Annotated in this window: 10 protein-coding genes; 6 read left to right on the plus strand and 4 right to left on the minus strand. The window is 63.1% G+C overall.

From position 1 onward, the window contains the following. Positions 1–79 precede the first annotated feature (79 nt). On the plus strand, positions 80–1,489 hold the full coding sequence (locus tag IB277_RS00790; protein ID WP_060601926.1) for a short-chain fatty acyl-CoA regulator family protein: 1,410 nt from the start codon (positions 80–82) through the stop codon (positions 1,487–1,489). On the opposite strand, the gene IB277_RS00795 is transcribed toward IB277_RS00790, so the two are convergent. Beyond that, positions 1,483–2,451, minus strand: coding sequence for a fatty acid desaturase family protein (locus IB277_RS00795; protein ID WP_176960279.1), 969 nt, complete (start codon positions 2,449–2,451; stop codon positions 1,483–1,485). The two genes, IB277_RS00790 and IB277_RS00795, sit on opposite strands and share 7 nt — an antisense overlap. Positions 2,452–2,786: 335 nt before the next feature. On the opposite strand from IB277_RS00795, the gene IB277_RS00800 reads away from it, so the two are divergent. From IB277_RS00800 to IB277_RS00815, 4 genes are all read left to right on the plus strand, one after another. Further along, positions 2,787–3,881, plus strand: a complete 1,095-nt coding sequence (locus IB277_RS00800; RefSeq protein WP_034800823.1) for a polyamine ABC transporter substrate-binding protein — start codon at positions 2,787–2,789, stop codon at positions 3,879–3,881. Between the two features lie 104 nt (positions 3,882–3,985). Then, a complete protein-coding gene (locus IB277_RS00805) occupies positions 3,986–5,128 on the plus strand; it encodes an ABC transporter ATP-binding protein (RefSeq protein WP_176960278.1) in 1,143 nt (380 codons plus the stop codon). A gap of 4 nt (positions 5,129–5,132) precedes the next feature. Next, a complete protein-coding gene (locus tag IB277_RS00810) occupies positions 5,133–6,044 on the plus strand; it encodes an ABC transporter permease subunit (protein ID WP_034800826.1) in 912 nt (303 codons plus the stop codon). Positions 6,045–6,047: 3 nt separating this feature from the next. Continuing rightward, positions 6,048–6,866 (plus strand): ABC transporter permease subunit, encoded by an 819-nt coding sequence (locus IB277_RS00815; protein WP_090294938.1) that lies wholly within the window; start codon positions 6,048–6,050, stop codon positions 6,864–6,866. 78 nt (positions 6,867–6,944) lie between these two features. Here IB277_RS00815 and IB277_RS00820 read toward each other — a convergent pair whose 3' ends face one another. Continuing rightward, a complete protein-coding gene (locus IB277_RS00820) occupies positions 6,945–8,762 on the minus strand; it encodes an AsmA-like C-terminal region-containing protein (protein ID WP_090294936.1) in 1,818 nt (605 codons plus the stop codon). A gap of 186 nt (positions 8,763–8,948) precedes the next feature. Here IB277_RS00820 and IB277_RS00825 point away from each other — a divergent pair, with 186 nt between their 5' ends. After that, complete coding sequence (locus tag IB277_RS00825) at positions 8,949–10,901, plus strand: acetoacetate--CoA ligase (RefSeq protein ID WP_090294935.1); 1,953 nt, start codon at positions 8,949–8,951, stop codon at positions 10,899–10,901. 287 nt (positions 10,902–11,188) lie between these two features. On the opposite strand, the gene IB277_RS00830 is transcribed toward IB277_RS00825, so the two are convergent. After that, a complete protein-coding gene (locus IB277_RS00830) occupies positions 11,189–12,871 on the minus strand; it encodes an iron ABC transporter permease (RefSeq protein WP_090295126.1) in 1,683 nt (560 codons plus the stop codon). Positions 12,872–12,963: 92 nt separating this feature from the next. Then, positions 12,964–16,662: an ATP-binding protein gene (locus tag IB277_RS00835; RefSeq protein ID WP_192370681.1), complete on the minus strand. Its 3,699-nt coding sequence runs from the start codon at positions 16,660–16,662 to the stop codon at positions 12,964–12,966. Positions 16,663–16,876 lie beyond the last annotated feature (214 nt).

Below are 16,876 nucleotides of genomic sequence, written 5' to 3' on the forward strand. Positions count from 1 at the left end.
GCCTTTGACAGGGCGGCGAAGTAAATTTGTAAAAAATGTAAAGCGCCCTGCGTTGAGCGGATTGTAAAGGTAGTTACAAATGGCCGAGAACAAGATCTTTGCCGGCCCGCGGGTCAGGCGCATTCGTAACGGCCTGTCGCTGACGCAGACGGCCATGGCCGAGGCCCTCGGTATCTCGCCGTCCTATCTCAATCTGATCGAGCGCAACCAGCGGCCGCTGACGGTGCAGCTGCTTTTGAAGCTTGCCTCGGTCTACAAGGTCGACCTCGACGAGTTGCAGGGCGAAACCGGCGGCAGCCTCACGCAATTGCGCGAGGTTTTCGCCGATCCGCTGCTGTCGGCCGAGCTGCCGGGAGAGCAGGAGCTGATCGAGGTGGCGGAAGCGGCCCCCAATGCTGCCGGCGGCGTCGTCAAGCTCTATCGCGCCTATCGCGAGCAGGCAGCGCGCCTCAAGGACTTGGCTGACCTCCTGGCGGGGCAGGGGCACATGGAGGCGCTTTCGGGCACACGGTTGCCCATGGACGAGGTACGCGAGACCTTCGAGGGGCGGCCGAATTATTTTGCCGGCATCGAGGCGGCGGCGGAAGCCTTCCACGAGGCGCTCTCGCCGGGTGATGATCTCATCGGCGCGCTCAAGGCCTGGCTGAAGAAGGAGCATGGCCTCGTCGTGCGCAGCCTGCCGGTCCATGCCATGCCGAACCTGCGCCGTCGCTTCGACAGGCACTCCATGCGTCTCTTCGTTTCCGAGCGGCTGTCGCCCTACGACCAGTTGCGCGAGATCGCGATGGAGGCCGTGTCGATTGCCTGCCACGAGGCGATCACGGCCGAGCTTGGGGCGTTACGGCTTTCGACCGCGGAGGCACGCCGTATCGCTCGCTTCGAGCTGGCGCGCTATGGCGCGCATGCGCTGATGATGCCCTATGCTGCGTTCCTAGCCGCCGCACAACGGGCGAAGTACGACATCGATGTCCTGCGCGCCCGTTTCCAGGTCTCCTTCGAACAGGCGGCCAACCGGCTGACCATGCTGCAACGGCCGGGCGCCCAAGGGCTGCCATTCTTCCTGATGGAGATCGACAATGCCGGCCACCGCTTGCGGAGGGCGGGCGCATCGGGCTTCCCTCAGGCAAAGTTCGGCGGTGGCTGTCCCAAGCTCAACATCCATGCCGCCTTCTCAGTGCCGGGCCAGCTTCTGGTCGATCGTGTCGAGATGCCCGACGGCGCTGCGTTCTTGACCATCGCACGCACGCTGGAGGGTCCGCAGGCGGCGTTCCACGAGCGCGTCCGGCGCACAGCCCTGCTTCTAGGCTGCGAAGCTTCGTTTGCCGACGAGACCGTCTACGGTTCGGTGCTGCTGCCGGCGGTCGAAATCGGTGCCGGCTGTCGGCTCTGCGAGCGCCAGGGCTGCCTGGCGCGTGCCGAGCCGCCCGTTACCCGGCCGCTCGGACTTGATGAGATGGCGACCGGGCTCAGCGTTTTCGATTTTCAGTAGCTGACGGGGTGCTGGTTGGGCAGAAGCGGCGCATTCGCGGCAAAGCATTCCGCCGGTAGCCCGGTAGTATAGCCGCGGGTGATATGGGCCGTGTCCGCATAGGCCTTGTTGCGCATCAGGACCGCGTGCAGCTCCGGTAGATTGTAGAACGGCACACCGGGATACAGATGGTGCTCCAGGTGGTAGTTGATGTTGTGGGGCGCGAAGAACAGCTTCTCCCAGGCGTGCGGATAGACGGTGCGTGAGCTCGTCAGTTCGTCGCTATAGTCCATGCTGCCGAAATGCTCGGCGACGCTGCGTATATAAAGGAACAGGCAGAAGAAGGTGAGGAACGGCACCACCCAGTAGAGCGCCACTTCCCGCCAGATGCCGAAGAGCGTGAAGATCGCGGCGGCTGCGACGTAGAAGCCGACGCGCAGCAGCTTGTACTGCAGCGTTGAACGGTCGTTCTTGCCCATGCGTTTGGCCATATGCAGCATGTCGCGCAGCGAATTGACCGCGACGAGGTAACCGAGCAATTGCGTGACGCCGCGCGCAACCTTTTGCGGAAAGGTGAATTGCGGCATGCCGAGCTTCGCTGTCCAGTCCGGATCCTCGTCGCTATTGGCGTACTGATGGTGGGCGAGATGGTTTTGGCGGTAGCCATCGACCGTGGCCAGCACCGGCCATGCGAGCAGCAGGTCGCTCATCCAGTCGCTGAGTTTCCGGTTGCGGATGATGCGATAGTGCGCCGCCTCGTGGATCATGCAGCCGAGCGCATGCATGCGTCCGGCGATCAGCACCACGGCAATCAGGTAGACGAAGACATTGCCGAAATACTCGCTGACGGCGATGGCTGCTGCGATCATCGCCCAGTCGAATGCGATTGCCGCAAGGGCCTTTTGCGGCTCGAGCACCGACAGGCGCTTCAACTGCTTCGGATCGATCCTGCGGCTTTTCCCGCCGACGATCTGCTCACCCATGACGACACCTGAGATCCTGAACCGCAACTGTCGGGAAAATCGCATGGCGATCATGGTTAATCAATCGTAAATGGCGGTCCGTACAGAGGCGGCAAAGCTATGGTTAACGGTGCCGCCGCGGCCGGGTCGAAGGCGACAGGCTGAAAGCAAGGCGCCATAAGTGCCCGTTTTTCTTCGACTTGTGAAACTGATGAGCCCACAGGGCGGCGCTTCTTATCGGCACGAAAGCGCTTGAGGTTATCGAGAAAGATGCCTAACCTCCGGCCTGAACGAAGCGGATTGGACGGTGTCCCGGCGTGCCGGGCCCGATACGAAAAAACCAAGAGGGGAGTTGTATGTCCAAGCTCATCGTCACAACCCTGGCGGCAGCCGTTCTGGCCGGCTCGACCATGCTGGCCTCGGCGCAGGAGCGCGTGGTCAACGTCTACAACTGGTCGGACTATATCGACAGCAGCATTCTGGAAGATTTCACCAAGGAGACCGGCATCAAGGTCGTCTACGACGTCTTCGATTCCAACGAGATCCTGGAGACGAAGCTGCTTGCAGGTGGCTCCGGCTACGACGTGGTGGTGCCGACGGCAACCTTCCTGCAGAGGCAGATCGCCGCGGGCGTGTTCCAGAAGCTCGACAAGTCGAAGCTGCCGAACCTTTCCAATATGTGGGACGTGATCATGGAGCGTACGGCCAAGTACGATCCGGGCAACGACTATGCCATCGACTACATGTGGGGCACCACCGGCATCGGCTACAATGTCGACAAGATGAAGGCGATCCTCGGCACGGACGAGAAGCCCAACTGGGACGTCATCTTCAAGCCGGAACTGGCGGCGAAGTTCAAGGATTGCGGCATCCACATCCTCGATTCCCCGACCGACGTGATGCCTTCGGCGCTCGCCTATCTCGGCCTCAACCCGGATAGCCACGAGGCGGCCGATCTCGAAAAGGCGGCTGAGCTGCTGGCGAGCATCCGCCCCAATGTGCGCAAGTTCCATTCCTCGGAATACATCAACGCGCTCGCCAACGGCGACATCTGCCTTGCAATCGGCTTTTCCGGCGACGTCTTCCAGGCCCGCGACCGTGCGGCCGAAGCCAAGGCTGGTGTGACCGTCGACTACGCGATCCCGTCCCAGGGCGCGCAGATGTGGTTCGATATGCTTGCGATCCCGGCTGATGCACCGCACGTCGAGGAGGCGCACGCCTTCCTCAATTACATGATGAAGCCCGAGGTCGTCGCCAAGGCATCGAACTATGTCTTCTACGCCAACGGCAACAAGGCCTCGCAGCAGTTCCTCGACAAGGCCGTCATGGAAGATACCGCCATCTACCCGACGGAAGAGGTGATGCAGAAACTGTTCACGGTGACGCCCTTCGAGGCGAAAGAGCAGAGGGTATTGACCCGACTCTGGACAAAGGTCGTAACCGGCCAGTAAGAGCGGAAAACGAATTGCCCGGACCTCAAAATCCGGGCAATTTTCTTAAGGGGGCACCGGGGAAAACGAGAGTGCCCATCGGCTGTATCATTCGGGGATAGATGATGAAGTCTCTCGGCAGTATCCGGCGGTCCTTTGCCCCTTGGGCGGATCCCGCTTCCAAGCCATTCATTTCCTTTAAGAACGTGACCAAGCGGTTCGGCGATTTCACCGCCGTCGACGACCTTTCGCTGGATATTTATACGCGCGAGTTCTTTGCGCTGCTCGGTGCGTCCGGCTGCGGAAAGTCGACGCTTCTGCGCATGCTCGCCGGCTTCGAACAGCCGACGTCGGGCGAGATCATTCTCGACGGACAGAGCCTGGCCGGGATTCCGCCCTACAGGCGTCCGGTCAACATGATGTTCCAGTCCTACGCGCTCTTCCCGCATATGAACGTGGAGAGGAACATCGCCTTCGGCCTGAAGCAGGATGGCATGCCGAAGGCGGATATTGCCGAGCGCGTCGCCCAGATGTTGAAGCTGGTGAAGCTCGAAAAGTTCTCCCAGCGCAAGCCGCACCAGCTTTCGGGCGGTCAGCGCCAGCGTGTCGCGCTTGCCCGCTCACTTGCCAAGCGGCCGAAGGTGCTGCTCCTCGACGAACCGCTCGGCGCGCTCGATAAGAAGCTGCGCGAGGAGACCCAATTCGAACTGATGGATCTGCAGCAGGAACTCGGTCTCACCTTCGTCGTCGTCACCCACGACCAGGAAGAGGCAATGACCATGGCCGACCGCATCGCGGTGATGAGCCACGGCAAGGTCATTCAGGTGGCGACGCCTGCCGAAATCTACGAGGCGCCGAACTCCCGTTTCGTCGCGGACTTCATCGGCGACGTCAACATTTTCGAGGGCGCTGTTTCCGGCGCCGAGGGCGGCTATGTGCGCCTTGAGGGCACCAACGGTTTCCCGATCCGCATGGCATCGCCCGAGACGCCGGCTGCCGGCGGCAAGTCCGCCGTCGCCGTCCGCCCGGAAAAGATCCGCGTCAGCCGCCAGCCGCCGGCGCACGCGCCCGTCAACACCGTTCAGGGCGAAATCTGGGACATCGGTTATCTCGGTGACATGACCGTCTTCCACGTGCGCCTGAAGGACGGACGCGTGATCAAGGCCTCGTCGCTCAACGCGGTGCGCGCGGTCGAGGATCCGCTCGGCTACGACCAGGAGGTCTGGGTTTCCTTCGGCGAAGACGCCGGCGTCGTTCTGAAGGATTGAGGCCATGACCCGTGTCGCATCCGCCCTCTTCAGCCGCCTCGTCATCATCATCCCCTATGCCTGGCTGCTGTTCTTCTTCCTGATCCCCTTCTTCATCGTCTTCCGCATCTCGCTGTCGCAGACGGCGGTGGCCATGCCACCCTATACGCCGGTCTTCGATCTCTTCGGCGGCCTGTCCGGCATCCTTGAAAAGGCGCGGGAATTCTCCTTTGACAACTACGTCTGGCTGACGGAAGACGTCCTCTACTTCAACGCCTATGTGTCGAGCGTCATCATCGCGGGCGTCTCGACCGTGCTGACGCTGCTGATCGCCTATCCGGTTGCCTACGGTATGGCGAAAGCGCCGAAGACCATTCGCCCGACGCTGCTGATGCTGGTGATCCTGCCCTTCTGGACGAGCTTCCTGATCCGCGTCTACGCCTGGATCGCGATCCTCAAACCCGAGGGGCTGCTCAACCAGTTCCTGATGAGCATCAACGTCATCGACCAGCCGCTGATCATCCTCAACACCAATTGGGCGATCTATATCGGCATCGTCTATTCCTATCTGCCCTTCATGGTGCTGCCGATCTATTCGTCGCTTGAGAAGATGGATCACACCCTGACGGAGGCCGCGCTCGACCTCGGCTGCACGCCGTTTACCGCCTTCTGGCGCGTGACATTCCCGCTGTCGCTGGCGGGCGTCGTCGCCGGCTGCCTGCTGGTCTTCATCCCAGCCGTCGGCGAATTCGTTATCCCCGACCTGCTTGGCGGTTCGGAAACACTGATGATCGGCAAGACGCTCTGGAACGAGTTCAACGCCAACCGCGACTGGCCGGTCTCTTCGGCCGTGGCGACGATCCTGCTTTTGATCCTGGTGTTGCCGATCGTCTACTTCCAGAACGCCCAGGCCAAAGCCGACAGCGAGGGGAGGTAGGACATGGGCAACTGGTCACGCTTCAACATCGCCTCGATCGTGCTCGGCTTCGGCTTTCTCTACCTGCCGATCGTGCTTCTGGTGATCTTCTCCTTCAACGAATCGAAGCTCGTCACCGTCTGGGCGGGCTTTTCGACCAAGTGGTACACGCAGCTCTTGCATAACCAGGCGCTGCTCGATGCTGCCTGGGTGACGATTCGCGTCGCGCTGATCTCGGCGACCTTCGCCACCGTGCTCGGTACGCTCGCGGCTTTGGCGCTCGTCCGCTACACGCGCTTCCGTGGCCGCATGCTGTTTTCCGGCATGGTTTATGCACCGCTCGTCATGCCCGAGGTGATCACCGGCCTGTCGCTGCTGTTGTTGTTCGTTGCCATCGGTCTCGACCGCGGCTTCTGGACGATCACGCTGGCGCACATCACCTTCACCATGTGCTTCGTTGCCGTGGTGGTGCAGTCGCGGTTGCTCAGCTTCGACCGGTCGATCGAAGAGGCAGCCCTCGATCTCGGCGCCACGCCGGTCACGACCTTCTTCTCGATCACCCTTCCGGTCATCGCGCCCGCGGTGTTTTCCGGCTGGGTTCTCGCCTTCACGCTGTCGCTGGACGATCTGGTGATCTCGAGTTTCACCACGGGACCGGGCGCCACGACGCTGCCGATGAAGATCTACAGTCAGGTGCGGCTGGGCGTGACGCCGGAAATCAACGCGATCTGCACCATCCTCATCGGTGTCGTCGCCATCGGGGTGGTCGTTGCCTCGATCGTCACCAAGCAGCGCGAGGCGCAGCGCGAACGGGACGAGCGGGCGGCCTTCGCCCAGTCCTGAACGGTGCGAATTCGAGACTAGCGTGACGCGGCTTGTCCGCCACGAACCGACGGCTGGTGTCTCTGACGCCGGCCGTTTTCAGTTGGGTTCGCCAAGAACCGACAGGGGGGAGATCACTGCATTCGGCCAGGAACCGCCGACGAAGAAACGCAGCCTTTGCCCGGCATTCAATGTGTCGGTGTAGGTGCCTGCGAGCGCCAGGCTGCCGCTGCGGTAGGGAATGACGCCGTTGACCGAGAGATTGCCGGTCTGGCCGGCAAAGAGCGCTCGGTTCAGCCGCGCCGACCCTTCCCCGAAGCTGGCTTCGATATCCGCCGTCTGGAAGGCGAAGTTGCCATCGCTCGCCTGCGCCAGCGAAAAGAATTCGCCGGCCCGGACAAGGTTCGCAAAGGCATTTGCATCGAAGCCGGTGAGGTTGCCGTTGGCGAGCGAAAGCCTGATGCGGCCGGAAGCCTCGGCCACCTGCGCGCGCCAGAACGGGTGTTCCGTCGTAAGGTCCAGATTGACATTGCCCCGGCCGGTCGGAACCGGGCCGGTGAAACCGAAGTCAGCAAGGGCGGCAGCAAGGTCGGCATTCTTCAGCACCAGTTCCAGACGGCCACCGCCGGCCAGCCCCTCTTCCGAAGCGGCGAGCCGCCCGCTGAGCCGGCCGTTGGCATAGGTGCTGTCGGCGACGTCGATGGAGGCGCGCCCGTGATCGATGATGACGCCGGCGGCGAGATCTTCGAGCCGTAGCGGGCCTACCAGTGCCTCCTGCGCCGACAGCCGCACATCGGCACGCCAGCTGCGCGCGAACGCGTCGCCGAGTTGTTGTGTGAGTTCGTCCGGCTCCAGCGGGTCGATGAACGGCTGCAGCCCATTGAGATCGATGCGGTCGAAGGCGAGCGTGCCTTCGACGCGGTGGATATCGTCGATCGGCGTGGAGATGTCGAGGATGCCGGTCGCGTTGGCACCGCCGAGCGTCAGTTGAAGCTCGTCGAGCTTCAGCGAGGCCTTACCGCTGGTGACGTTGGCGCTGAGGCTGAAGCCGCTGTCCGGCAATGCGCCCGCCGCCTTGCCTTTGTACCAGGCGGCAAGGGCCTGCAGCGAGGCCGTCGAAACCTGCAGCCGTCCCGCGGCAGTCGGTGCAGGGGAGAGATTGCCGTTGCCTTCGAACGAGAGACTGAGCGCCGCCGAGGATAGCGACGTCTTGAGCGCCGCATCGTGGCCGGTCAGCAGCATCAGCGGTTCGTTGCATTCGAGCGTCCAGGCGACCGTCTGTCCGCCAAGGCTTCCCGAAAGCCGGGCGCTGAGCTGCTTGGTGAACGAAGGCCAGGAGACGGTTCCGGATATGCCGGAAAATTCCCGGGTCTGGTTGGTGACGAGGTCGATGATCTGCAGGCGGCCGTTTTCGACGGTGACATCGCCGAACGGCGTATCCTTCTCGGCAGCCTGTGTGTCCGGGGTACTCAGCCAGTGCGGCCGCTGCCAGTTGAGTGTGCCGTCCGTGTGCCGCTCGAGCGTGACGACGGGCTCGATCAGCCGGATATCGTCCAGCGCCGGTGTGCCGTCGATCGCTGAAAACAGGCTGAACGTCGCGGTAATGCTGCCGATATGCGCGAGCTTGCGGGACGATCCATCCGTAGTTTCGATCGTCGCCGAGCGGAGCGTCAAAGTCGGTTCCGGCCAGAAGCTGATCTCGGGATTGCCCGATATTCGGCTCTTTCCGCCGGACCAGGCGTCCAGCATATGCTCCACGGTCGGACGCACGTTCGTCGTCGAAATCACCAGAGGCAGGACGGCGTTGTAGCCGGCTGCAAGCCCGACGCCGATCGCGGCCGGCCACAGGAAATGGCGGCGCCGCAGCTGCGACAACAGGCGTACGTCGCGCATCATATGCAGAAATTTACGTCTCATGTCCGCCTGGTCGCCGTCGCTTGGGTCACGTGAGCTTGGATAGGCCTTCGGTCCTCAGAAATCAAATGCGACGGACAGGCAACAGACAGGTAAATGTCGTCCACGCGATGACGAGGCGCTTTCCGGTGCTGTTTATTTTGCGATGCAGCATGGTATAGAGGGCATGGAGCAGGAGTGGAGGAAAGCATGCACGCAGAGCAGCCGTTGTGGGTTCCAGGTCCGGAAATCCTTGCGCATAGCCCCATGGCCGAATTCATCGCCTGGAGCAGCAAACGCTTCGGCAGAACCTTTGCGGATTACGATGCCTTCGACGCCTGGTCGGTGGCCGAGCGCGGCGACTTCTGGACCGCGGTTTGGGAGCACTGCGGCGTCATCGGCGAACGCGGCGCAACAGCCCTCGTCAACGGCGACCGCATGCTCGATGCTCGCTTCTTCCCCGACGCGAAGCTGAACTTTGCCGAGAACCTTCTTCGCGAAACCGGCGACGGCGACGCGCTCGTCTTCCGCGGTGAAGACAAGGTCGAGTATCGCCTGTCGTGGGACGAGCTTCGCGCGCTCGTGTCGCGCCTGCAGCAGGCGCTGAAGGCTCAGGGTATCGGCCCCGGCGATCGCGTTGCGGCTATGATGCCGAACATGCCCGAAACGATCGCGTTGATGCTGGCGACCGCCTCGATCGGCGCGATCTGGTCGTCCTGTTCTCCCGATTTCGGCGAGCAGGGCGTCCTCGATCGTTTCGGCCAGATCACGCCGAAGCTGTTCATTGCCTGCGACGGCTATTGGTACAACGGCAAGGGCCAGGACGTCGATGTGAAGGTTCGCGCGGTCTCCAAGGCCCTTGGCGTGCCGGCGCTGATCGTTCCCTATGCCGGCGACAGCGCGGCGCTGGCGGCCTCGATCGAGGGTGGCGCAACCCTTGCCGATTTCATCGCGCCGTTTGCGGCAACAACCCTGACCTTCGAACGCTTGCCCTTCAGCCATCCGCTCTACGTGCTGTTTTCCTCGGGCACGACGGGCGTTCCCAAATGCATCGTGCATTCGGCCGGTGGCACGCTGCTGCAGCATCTGAAGGAGCATCGTTTCCACTGCGGCCTTCGCCGCGGCGAAAAGCTCTTCTATTTCACCACCTGCGGCTGGATGATGTGGAATTGGCTGGTTTCCGGATTGGCCGTCGGCGCGACCCTCTGCCTGTTCGACGGCTCGCCCTTCTATCCCGACGGCAACGTGCTCTTCGACTATGCCGCAGCCGAGACGTTCGCGGTGTTCGGCACCTCGGCGAAGTACATCGACGCCGTGCGCAAGGGCGGCTTCGTACCGGCCAACACGCATGATCTTTCCACCCTTCGGCTGTTGACCTCGACCGGTTCGCCGCTGTCGCCGGAAGGCTTCTCCTTCGTCTACGAAGGCATCAAGTCTGACGTTCAGCTTGCGTCGATCTCGGGCGGGACCGACATTGTTTCCTGCTTCGTCCTCGGCAACCCGCTGAAGCCCGTCTGGCGCGGCGAGATCCAGGGGCCGGGTCTTGGCTTGGCGATCGACGTCTGGAACGACGAGGGGCAATCGGTGCGCGGTGAGAAGGGGGAACTCGTTTGCACCAAGGCATTCCCGTCGATGCCGGTGATGTTCTGGAACGATCCCGAGGGCGCCAAGTATCGCGCCGCCTATTTCGAGCGCTTTGACAATGTCTGGTGCCATGGCGACTTCGCCGAATGGACCGAACACGGCGGTATCATCATCCACGGCCGGTCGGACGCGACGCTGAATCCCGGTGGGGTGCGCATCGGCACGGCAGAGATCTACAATCAGGTCGAGCAGATGGAGGAGGTCGCAGAGGCGCTCTGCATCGGGCAGGACTGGGAAGACGACGTGCGCGTCGTTCTCTTCGTTCGTCTCGCCGCCGGCGTCGCCCTGACCGACGACCTGACGAAGGCGATCAAGAACCGCATCCGCGTCGGCGCCTCGCCGCGCCACGTGCCGGCAAAGGTGATCGCGGTCGCCGATATCCCGCGCACGAAGTCCGGCAAGATCGTCGAACTCGCGGTCCGCGATGTCGTGCACGGCCGTCCGGTGAAGAACAAGGAGGCGCTCGCCAACCCCGAGGCGCTTGATCTTTACGCCGGACTGGATGCCCTTAAAAATTGAGGGCGCGTTAACGGATTCGCGTGATTGGAATTAACCAAGGCTTCAGACTTGCTGAAAAATCCCTAAAATTGCGGATCCGGCGGGTAAGGTCTTGTTAAGGATTGGGGGCGCATGGTCATGCCAACTTGAGGCCGATCGATGTTGGATCGGCGTTCGGCAGAGATGCCGTCGCGGACATGACGTCGTTACTTCTCGAGCGATTGTTGGTTTAGCATTCAACTATCGAGGTGGCCTCCCAGCCACCTTTTTTTTGCGTTTCTCGCCCGCCAGGCCTTGCTGAACGGGGCTCAGGAGCGGCGTTCGAGCGACCGCGACACGAGGATGACCGGGATCATGCCGGCGACGACGATGATCATCGCGGCGACCGAAGCGTCTTCGACCTTGGCCCGAGACGCGTCTTCGTAGACGAGCGTGGCGAGCGTGTTGAAGTTGAAGGGTCTGAGCATGATCGTTGCCGAAAGCTCCTTCATCGTCTCGATGAAGACGAGGAGAGCGGCGGTCAGTACCGCCGGCCGCATCATCGGCAAAAGCACGGTGCGCAAAGTCTGGCCGCCGGTCCGGCCGAGCGCGCGCGCCGCCATGTCGAGATGCGGCGAAAGCTTCTGGAAACCCGCTTCGAGCGAGCCCTCGGCCATGGTGAGGAAGCGCACGCTGCAGGCGTAGATGATCGCAAAGCCGGTGCCGGTCATCATCAACCCGGTGGAGATACCGAACGTATCGCGCATGCCGGCATCGATAATGTTGTCGAGAGCGGCCAGCGGGAAGAGCACGCCGATCGCAAGAACAGTGCCGGGCACGCCATAGCCGAAGGAGGCGAGCCGCCCGGCGATGTCGCTCACCCGAGAATGCCCCGTGCGCGCAGCATAGGCGAGCACGAAACCGAGCAGAACGGTAACCGTTGCGGTCGCACCTGAGACGAGGATGCTATGAAAGAGCGCGTTGAGCAGCCGCGGCTCGATGAACTGGTCGATGCGCTTGAGCGCATAATTGCCGAGGATCAGCACGGGTACGGCAAAGCCTGAAACCACGGGCAGCAGGCAGGCGACCATGGCGGCCCACTTCTTCCAGCCGGACAGTATGAGCCGGGCAGCATCGTGGACGGCGGACGTCGTCTTCTGGCTGGAGAAGCGCTGGCGCCGCCGTGCGGCCCGCTCGATCATCATCAGGCCGATGACGAAGACCAGCATGATGCAGGCGATCTGCGCGGCGCCCGCGAGGCTGCCGCGGTTCAGCCAGGTGTCGAAGATCGAGAAGGTCAGCGTCTGCACGCCAAGGAATTCGACCGCGCCGATGTCGTTCAGCGTTTCCATCGCCACCAGCGTCAGGCCGATCATGATGGCCGGGCGGGCCATCGGGATCTGGATGCGGAAGAACACCTTCAGCGGCCCGGCGCCGAGCGTGCGGGCGACGTCGGCGGCCGCGCGTCCCTGCATCAGGAACATCGAACGGCAGGCGAGGTAGATATAGGGATAGAGAACCGAACTCAGCACGAGCACGGCGCCGCCGAGCGAGCGGATATCCGGAAACCAGTAGTCACGGCTCGTCTTGAAGCCGAAGATCGCGCGGATCAGTCCCTGCACCGGCCCGGTAAAGGTGAAAAGCTCGCCGAACGCATAGGCAGCGAGATAGGCGGGGATTGCAAGCGGCAACACCAGTGCTGCCGACAGGAAGCGCCGCAGCGGAAACTCGCAGCTTGCGACAAGCCAGGCCGTGAGGATGCCGGCGAAGGCGGTCACGGCACCCGTCAGCGAGATCAAGAGCAGCGTGCGCCCGGTGGCGCGCGGAATGACGTTCTGCATCAGATGCGGCCAGTCGCCGCCGCCGCCCGAGATCGCCAGCCAGGCGATCGCGATGATCGGCATCAGCACGATGACCGATGTCAATCCGGCCCATGTCGCCAGCAGGGGATGCGAAAGACCGGTTCCGGCACGCGCATGGCGGCGCTTGATGCTCTGAGATGTGGACTGCAATCGATCGATTCCGCGGCATGACGGCAAGAAATGGCCAAGGGCGGCCAGCAAACTGGCCACCACAAGTCAACATTTCCTTATAGCATCCGGCCTCAGTTCGCCAAGACGCGTTGTGACGGGAAGGAAATTTCCACCAGCGTTCCCTCGTTGGGTGCCGAGGTGATCGAGAAGTGGGCGCGGTTCGCCTCCGCCATCGCCTTGGTGAGCGGCAGCCCGAGCCCGGTGCCGTCGCCACGCTTGCGCGCGCCTGTCGTCACCTGCCGGAACGGTTTCATCGCCTGGTCCAGTTCGCCGCGGGTCATGCCGACGCCGGTGTCGCGGATCCTCAGCATGACGCTACCGTTCGCCTCGTAGGAGGTCGACACCACGATCTGGCCGCCCGACGGCGTGAAACGGATGGCGTTCGCCAGAATGTTGAGCGCGATCTGCTTGATCGACCGGCCGTCGGCCACGACGTTCGGCACGGCTGCCGAAAGCGAGGTGCGGATGATGACGCGCTGGCTGTTGGCCTGCGGCTGGACGAGCGACACGGCTTCCGAGACCGCGTCGTTGATCTCGACGGCGCCGAAATCGAGTTCCATTTCGCCTGCTTCGATCTTCGAGATGTCGAGCAGATCGTTGACGATATCGAGCACGTGGCGGCCCGACCGGCCGATGTCGCCGGCATATTCGATGTAGCGCGGGTGACCGACCGGGCCGAAATGCTCGCTCGCCATCATGTCGGAAAAGCCGATGATCGCGTTGAGCGGCGTGCGGATCTCGTGGCTGACGCGGGCGAGGAACTCGGTCTTGTGGGCATTGGCCGTTTCCGCGGCGCGCTTGGCGTTCCGGAGTTCCTCTTCGGTGCGTTTCCACTGGGTGATGTCGCGGATCACGGCGCAAAAGCCATTGGAGGCCGAAAGCCGGCCGATGGTCATGAACAGCGGAATGAAGCCGCCATTCGCTTCCCGCCCGATCACCTCGCGTCCGTCGTTCAGCACACTCGCGACGCCGTGGCCGGAAAGCCCGTGCAGGTAGTCGATCACTGCCTTCTGGCTTTCGTGAGCGAAGAGCGCGGCGAAAGGTTTGCCGCGGATCTCGCCCTCGTCATAGTTGAAGAGCGCGCTTGCCGAGCGGTTCATCGAGCGGATGTCGCCGTCATGCCCGAGAATCACGACGCCATCTGTCGCGGTTTCGAGGATGGACTTGAGTTCGTCGATTTCCGTCTTCAGACGGTCGACGTCGTCACCGGAGATGGCATCGTCTGCTTTGGTCGACGGCGCGTTCGCGGCTGCCGGCGTCAGCGCCAGCATCAGCGCGCTCCGGCCGTCCCAGCGGATCGTGTGCAGCCGTGCGATGACCGGCCGCATCTGACCGTCCCTGCGGATCAGCATCATCGTGCCGTCGGGTTCCTGTTCGGTCGCCTCTTCGCCATTGGCAAAGAGTGCGTCAAGGCCGCCTTCCCGGACAAAGTCGTCGAGGTCGCCATAGGCGGTGAGCCGCAGAAATTCCGGATTGGCGTGCAGCAGCTCTTCCCCGCGATGCACGAGCATACCGATTGGCAGGCTGTCGAGGATCTCGCCGCTAAGGCCGATATCTGCCGCTTGCTGCTCGAGATGCACGTTCGCCTGTTCGTCCTCGGCTGCGCCGTCGTCGGTCTCTTCTCCGGTTTCTTCCGCGCCAGTCTGTTCTTCTGCCGCTGGCGTCGAGGAAGTGATGGCTTCGTGCGCGTCTACCGGGAAGGGTGTGCTTGCATCGGCCGCTGCGTCGCTTTCCTCTGCGGGTGCGGTTTCCGCCGGCCTGCCAAAATGCTCGCCCAATTGCCGCGCGATCTCGCGGAACGCCGCCTGTTCGCCCCGCGTCAGCGCGGTCGCCGCGCGATGTTTCTCGAGCTCGACGATCTTGTCGGAGACGGGGGGCTCAGCGTTGTCGACGAGCTGTAGGGCAGGGCGCTCTCCCTGGAAGAGATCGTCAGTTGCGGCGACCTGTTCGTCTGCGGCAACTTCGGCTGCATGGTTCGGCTCTGCCTCTGCCTCCTCGCTGGAGGTGAGGGTCTGGTCTTGGGGCGCATCACGATCCTGCGCAGCTGCGACAGGCTCGGCCTCCGTTTCGGAGGACCTCTGCGCGACGACCTGCACCTCGTCGGCGGACCGCTCCTCGATCTCAGGGCCGACGGTCTCAGGATCGACCGCTGGAGTATGCGCGTGGTCTTCCGACGGCGTCGCTTCCGCGGCAGCTTCTGCCGTCATGTCCGTTGCGGCGCCGAACGTCAGGCCGTTGGCGTGTTCGTCTTCGACGGCATCGGCAAGGCGCACGATACCGAAACCGCGAAAGCCGTCGAATTCGCGTGAGCGCGAGTAGGTGGGCAGGGCCGCCAGGTCGACCGGAACCTTGAGGCTGGTGCCCTGCACGGGCCAGAAAATCGTCTTGCCCGACCAGGTGTCGCGGCGCTGCAGCAGCGCGCCGATCTTCTGATCAGGATCGAGGTCGTAGCGTGCTGCCACGTGGTTAAAGGTGGTGCCGATCACATCGGCGGCACGCGGGCCGACGGCGGTGGCGAATTCCTCGGAAATCTCGCTGAAGCGGCCTTCGGCGTCGATCTTCCAGACGAAGCGTACCGCACGGCCGCCGGGCACGAAGGCGAAGTCGGCCTGCTCCGTTTCAGTGGTGCCGGCATCGGTCGCCTCTACCGTCTCATCCTCGCGAGTGACCTCTTCCGTCACGGGGATTTCCGCGGCAACCGGCGTGTCGGTCGCGGTCACGTCGGTCGCGACCGCAAGCGCCGGCTCGCCGTCATCTTCCGCTGGCTCCACGCCCTGCGCCGAAGTTTCCGCACCTGCGGCGGCAAGCGCCTCCGGTTCCTCCGGTAGAGCGACCTGGCCTGCAGCGACGTGGACGTCTGCGTCCTCAAGGTCGCCATCGTCCTGTGGCGCGGCAACCGCTTCGACGGACTCCGCCTGTTCGAATGCGTCGGCCAGGGCAGCGTCTTCGGCTGGTGCAGCGCTTTCGACCGGCGCTTCGGCCGGTTCGACGATATCCTTTGCCTCCGGGGCCGGTGTCTCGGCGGTCGGTTCCAGCTCTTCGGCCAGCGGCAGGATCGGCAACACTTGCGCCGCCGAGGTCTCTTCGTCCGGATCGAGCGTGCCGAGAATGGTCTCGACAGCAAAGAGCAGATGCAGCGACGGTTCGTCGGCGATCTTGCCGACCGCGGCCGGCAGGTGCCCCTTCCGCGTTGCGACTGGGCGCTTGATCAGCCAGTCGTGGTCTCGGCCGACCGTATCGACGAGCTGCTTGCGCGTCTCGTCCGACATGCCGAGATCGATGAAGCCCGGCGAGTGTGCGATGATGCCGCCGTTGCCATCGAGAACGGCCATGTGGGTGTCCGGGCCGTCGAGGCCGGCGATCATGCGCGCAGCACGATCCTCAAGCGACAGCGGCGTGCCCGAATGCGGTGCAGTAAAGAGCACCGCGTCCTCGTCCGGGCGCACGCGGATCATCTCCACGCTCACATTGAGCGGTGTGCCGCGGAAACCCGAGAACTTCCGGATCGAAAGCTGGCGCCGGTCGCCGGCGCGCACGAGCTGCGCTCCCGCGGCCTTGAGCTGACGCAGCGACAGCTCGCCCTGATCCGGTCCCGCATCGATGAAATCATAGATCGACCCGGCGCCGAAAAAGGCCGCGCCCTGGTCGTTGGCCCAGAGAATGCGCGCAAAGTCCCGCGAAAACAGGATCGCCGCGTCGCCGCGGGCAAAATGCTCCCGCACCCGCGCATGCACGGCGATATCAATGAAGGGATACTGTCTCGCGGGCATAAAGGGGGCCTATTGACGGATCGCTTGCGGGTTAACACTCTATTAATACCCGGCAGGCCCGCAAGGGTCCAGCGAGGGCCGGAGCTTCGTCACGGCTTTCAGCGCGAAAGGTTAATTCTCCGGATTTTGTGCACTGCACAATTTTATTGCAATGCACAAGCAAGTAGTTTATATAATGCGCATCAATCAACGGCGCCTCTGAAGAGGGCCAGAC

It is taken from the genome of Ensifer sp. ENS07 (genome assembly GCF_014852185.1).
Classification (GTDB): Bacteria; Pseudomonadota; Alphaproteobacteria; order Rhizobiales; family Rhizobiaceae; genus Ensifer; species Ensifer adhaerens.